Origin of the sequence: Streptomyces phytophilus (assembly GCF_013870535.1) — a bacterium.
GTDB lineage: Bacteria > Actinomycetota > Actinomycetes > Streptomycetales > Streptomycetaceae > Streptomyces > Streptomyces phytophilus.
In genome coordinates this window covers 1-3,994 of sequence record NZ_JACBXC010000539.1, presented here as the reverse complement: position 1 = coordinate 3,994, position 3,994 = coordinate 1, and the positions used below count along the sequence as shown (strand labels likewise).

The 3,994-nt window shown below is 72.2% G+C and carries 4 protein-coding genes; 3 read left to right on the top strand and 1 reads right to left on the bottom strand.

Annotated features, from left to right (window positions below; translation table 11 throughout):
* Positions 1–994 (bottom strand): aldo/keto reductase (locus H5J30_RS20860; RefSeq protein ID WP_181788922.1); only part of this gene is annotated, 994 nt, incomplete at its 3' end.
* Between the two features lie 119 nt (positions 995–1,113).
* Here H5J30_RS20860 and H5J30_RS20855 point away from each other — a divergent pair.
* The 3 genes from H5J30_RS20855 to H5J30_RS20845 form a co-directional block, all read left to right on the top strand.
* Positions 1,114–2,355 (top strand): arginine deiminase, encoded by a 1,242-nt coding sequence (locus H5J30_RS20855; protein WP_181788921.1) that lies wholly within the window; start codon positions 1,114–1,116, stop codon positions 2,353–2,355.
* A gap of 74 nt (positions 2,356–2,429) precedes the next feature.
* The gene (gene argF, locus H5J30_RS20850) at positions 2,430–3,428 is read left to right on the top strand and encodes an ornithine carbamoyltransferase (RefSeq protein WP_181788920.1); all 999 of its coding nucleotides are present in this window, start codon (positions 2,430–2,432) and stop codon (positions 3,426–3,428) included.
* Positions 3,429–3,638: 210 nt separating this feature from the next.
* Positions 3,639–3,994 (top strand): enoyl-CoA hydratase/isomerase family protein (locus tag H5J30_RS20845; RefSeq protein ID WP_181788919.1); only part of this gene is annotated, 356 nt, incomplete at its 3' end.

Here is a 3,994-nt window from a genome sequence, read left to right as displayed (position 1 = left end):
ACGGCGGGGTCCAGGCCCCGTCCGGCGGGTAGACGTCGGTGCCGGGCGGGACGATCTCGTCGATCCGGTCGAGCACGGCGTCGTCCAGCGCCACGGCGGCACCGGCCAGCGTGTTCCGCAGCTGCTCCATGGTGCGCGGGCCGATGATCACCGACGTCACGGCGGGGTGGGCGAGCGGGAAGGCGACCGCCAGCTGGGGCAGCGAGCACCCCACCTCCGCGGCCACGTCGACGAGCTGCTCCACGGCCTCCAGCTTCGCCGCGGTCAGCGGCGAGGACGGGTCGAAGCGGTTCGGGTTCAGGGTGGGCCGGCCGGTGCTCAGATCGAGGTCCTGCCCCTTGCGGTAGCGCCCGGTCAGGAAGCCGGAGGCCAGCGGGCTCCAGGTCAGCGCCCCCATCCCCAGGCGCTGCACCACCGGCAGGACGTGCCGTTCCACGCCGCGGGCCAGCAGGGAGTAGGGCGGCTGCTCGGTGCGGAACCGCATGAGCCCCCGCCGGTCGGCGACGTGGTGGGCCTCGACGACCTCGTCGGCGGGGAACGTGGAGCAGCCGAACGCCCTGATCTTGCCCTGCCGGACGAGGTCGGTCAGGGCGGAGAGCGTCTCCTCGATGTCGGTGCTGTAGTCCCGGCGGTGGACCTGGTAGAGGTCGATCCGGTCGGTCTGCAGCCGCCGCAGGCTCTCCTCCACCTCGCGGACGATCCAGCGCCGCGAACCGCCGCCCCTGTTGGGGCCGTCCCCCATGGGGAAGTAGACCTTGGTCGCGAGCACCACGTCGTCGCGCCGGCCCTTCAGCGCCTTGCCGACGATCGTCTCCGACTCCCCGGCCGAGTACATGTCGGCCGTGTCGACGAAGTTGATGCCCGCGTCCAGTGCGGCATGGGTGATCCGGACGCAGTCGTCGTGATCGCCGTTTCCGACGGAGCCGAACATCATCGTGCCCAGGCAGTACGGGCTGACCTCCATGCCGGTTCCGCCCAGAACGCGGTGGCGCATGCGGCTCTCCTCGCTTCGTCGGTGCTCGTCCTCGCAACGATGGGGACCCTACGAGCTGGAGTGCGCTCGAACGCAACGGCCTCTGCCCGGCGCGCCGCCGCGCGTGGCAGTCTGATCCCATGCCAGCGCCCACATTCCGCGTCGACTCCGAGGCCGGCCGCCTGCGCCGCGTGATACTGCACCGGCCGGACATGGAGCTGAAGCGGCTCACGCCCCGCAACAAGGACGCCCTCCTCTTCGACGACGTGCTGTGGGTCCGCCGCGCCCGCGAGGAGCACGACGGCTTCGCCGACGTGCTGCGCGACCGCGGCGTGCAGGTGCACCTCTTCGGCGAGCTGCTCGCCGAGAGCCTGGACATCCCCGAGGCGCGGGCGCTGGTCCTCGACCGGGTCTTCGACGAGAAGGAGTACGGGCCGCTCGCCACCGAGAAGCTCCGCGCCACGTTCGAGTCCCTGGACTCCGCGGCGCTCGTGGAGGCGCTCGTCGGCGGGATGACGAAGCGGGAGTACCTGGACGGGTTCGCGGAGCCGGCGTCGGTGCGCTTCCATGTGATGGACCCGGACGACTTCCTCCTCGGCCCGCTGCCGAACCACCTGTTCACCCGGGACACGTCCTGCTGGGTCTACGACGGGGTGTCGATCAACGCGATGCGCTGGCCGGCGCGGCAGCGCGAGACGGTCCACTTCGAGGCGATCTACAAGCACCACCCGCTGTTCGCGGGGCCGCAGTCCGGCGGGTTCCACGTCTGGTCCGGCGGGCAGGAGGACTACCCGTCGACCATCGAGGGCGGCGACGTGCTGGTCATCGGCAGCGGCGCCGTGCTCATCGGCATGAGCGAGCGCACCACGCCGCAGGCGGTGGAGCTGCTGGCGCGGGGGCTGTTCGCGGCGGGGTCCGCGCGGACGATCGTCGCGCTGGACATGCCGAAGGCGCGGGCGTTCATGCACCTCGACACGGTGATGACGATGATCGACGGCGACACGTTCACGCAGTACGCGGGCCTGGGCATGCTGCGCTCGTACACGATCGAGCCCGGCTCGGGCAGCGACGACCTGAAGGTCACCGACCATCCGCCGGAGCACATGCACAACGCCATCGCCGCCGCGCTGGGCCTGGACGGGATCCGGGTGCTGACGGCGACGCAGGACGTGCACGCCGCGGAGCGGGAGCAGTGGGACGACGGCTGCAACGTGCTGGCGGTGGAGCCGGGCGTGGTGGTGGCGTACGAGCGGAACTCGACGACGAACACGTTCCTGCGCAAGCAGGGCATCGAGGTGATCGAGATCCGCGGCAGCGAGCTGGGCCGGGGGCGGGGCGGGCCGCGGTGCATGAGCTGCCCCGTCGAGCGCGGCCCGGTCTAGCCCCGCCCGGGTGCCCGGACACCGGTCTGTATAGTGATGCGTTCGCACGCATAGAAACTCAGGAGCGCGGGACCATGGCGATAGACCTCACCGGCCGGACCTTCGTCAAGGAGCTGGACTACACCGCCGAGGAGCTGCGTCACCTCCTCTCGCTGGCCGCCGCGCTGAAGGCGGCGAAGCGCGAGGGCGCCGAGCGGCGCCGGCTGACCGGGAAGAACGTCGCGCTGGTCTTCGAGAAGACCTCGACCCGCACCCGCGCCGCGTTCGAGGTCGCGGCGGCGGACCAGGGCGCGTCGACCACGTACCTGGACCCGGCCGGCTCGCAGCTCGGGCACAAGGAGTCGGTGAAGGACACCGCGCGGGTGCTGGGGCGGATGTACGACGCCATCCAGTACCGCGGCGCCGCGCAGGCGGCCGTGGAGGAGCTGGCGGCGTACGCGGGCGTGCCCGTCTACAACGGCCTGACCGACGACTGGCACCCCACGCAGATGCTCGCCGACGTCCTCACGATGACCGAGCACAGCCCCGGGCCGGTCGAGGAGATCGCCTACGCCTACCTCGGCGACGCCCGCTTCAACATGGGCAACTCCTACCTCGTCACCGCCGCCCTGCTCGGCATGGACGTGCGCATCGTCGCGCCCGAGGCGTACTGGCCCGCGGACGCCGTCGTCGCCGAGGCCCGCCGGCTCGCCGCCGCCTCCGGCGCGCGGATCACCCTCACCGCGGACGTCGCGGAAGGGGTGGCCGGCGCGGACTTCGTCGCCACCGACGTGTGGGTCTCGATGGGGGAGCCCAAGGAGGTGTGGGACGAGCGGATCGCGGCGCTGCGCCCGTACGCGGTGACGGCGGACGTGCTGCGCGCCACCGGCAGCCCGGACGTGAAGTTCCTGCACTGCCTGCCCGCCTTCCACGACCTCGGCACGGCCGTGGGCCGGGAGATCCACGAGCGCCACGGGCTGACGTCGCTGGAGGTCACCGACGAGGTCTTCGAGTCGGAGCACTCCGTCGTCTTCGACGAGGCGGCGAACCGGATGCACACCATCAAGGCGCTCATGGTCGCCACCCTGGGCTGACCCCCGCCGCCCGCCCGTTCGCCCGCCCGTCCGCCCCCGCCCGTCCGCCCCCGCCCGTTCGCCCCCGCCGGGCCGCTCCGCGGAGCGGCCCGGCGGGGGCACCGGTGCGCCCGGTCCCGTATCGCGCGGTCGTGACGACAGTCACGTACGAGTGATAACTTCGGCTTACCGCCACCGCCCGCCACCGTCTGCAGACAGGGGCCGCGCACGATGAGCCCGTTCACCGGATCCGCCGGCCGCACCGAGCAGTGGGAGCACCTGCTGGTCACCGCAGACGACGGCGTCGTCACCGTCACGCTCGACCGCCCCGAGAAGCTCAACGCGCTGACCTTCGAGGCGTACGCCGACCTCCGCGACCTCATCGCCGAACTGGCCCGCACCGGCGGCACCCGCGCGCTCGTCCTGGCCGGCGCCGGCCGGGGCTTCTGCTCCGGCGGCGACGTGGACGAGATCATCGGCGCCACCCTGGCCATGGACACCGGTCGGCTGCTGGACTTCAACCGCATGACAGGACAGGTCGTACGGGCCCTGCGCGAGGCCCCGTTCCCGGTGGTCGCCGCCGTGCA

Excerpts from the sequence above, each read along its gene's own strand:
- H5J30_RS20855 (WP_181788921.1), top strand. The coding sequence starts at position 1,114 with ATGCCAGCGCCCACATTCCGCGTCGACTCCGAGGCCGGCCGCCTGCGC.
- argF (WP_181788920.1), top strand. The coding sequence starts at position 2,430 with ATGGCGATAGACCTCACCGGCCGGACCTTCGTCAAGGAGCTGGACTAC.